Origin of the sequence: Cellulomonas carbonis (assembly GCF_014636275.1) — a bacterium.
Lineage (GTDB): Bacteria > Actinomycetota > Actinomycetes > Actinomycetales > Cellulomonadaceae > Actinotalea > Actinotalea carbonis.
This window is the reverse complement of record NZ_BMEB01000033.1, coordinates 1-607: the sequence shown is the minus strand read 5'-3', so window position 1 is coordinate 607 and position 607 is coordinate 1. Positions and strand designations below refer to the sequence as shown.

Annotated in this window: 1 protein-coding gene; it reads right to left on the bottom strand. The window is 64.7% G+C overall.

Features of this window, described 5'->3' with window-relative positions; translation table 11 throughout:
- Positions 1-607: YidC/Oxa1 family membrane protein insertase (locus tag IEV86_RS17530; protein ID WP_188484839.1), on the bottom strand; the 607-nt coding region annotated here is incomplete at both ends.

The window sequence follows — 607 nt, the reverse complement described above, 5'->3', positions numbered from 1 at the left end:
GCGGTGAGGAAGGGCATGAAGCTCAGGGTCTTCATCACTCCTGACAGATCCGGCATCGCCGGAGCATCTGCCCCGGTCTTCGTCGGGGGAGCGGGCGGGGTCTCGGGTGTGGCCGGGGTGAGCAGGTGTCGGGAGAACCCGGCGACGACGGCGATGAGGACGACGAGGATGAGGTAGACCGTGATCGCGGTGCCGGTCAGATCGCCGGCGCCGAGCAGTCTGACGAAGCTCGTGTTGAGAGGCAGGCCGAAGAGCGTATGCCCGAGCAGCTCATTGGCGTGCCCGCCGATCGTCGCATTGATGAAGAGGCCATAGACGGCCATGAGCACTGGGGTCTGTGCCAGCACCGGCAGGCATCCGGCGAAGGGGGAGGCATTCTCCTCTTTGTACAGCTCCATGAGCTTCTGCTGCATGAGTTCGGGCTGCTTCTTGTACTTCGTCTGCAGCTCTTTGATCTTCGGGGCCAGTCGTTTCCGAGTGATGCCTGCCCTGACCTGGGACACCCCGACGGGGATGAGCACGGCGCGGACCAGGACGGTGAGCACGATGACGGCCAGGGCGGCACTGAAGCCGCCGGCGAGCGGTTCGAGAATGTCGCTGATCCCCG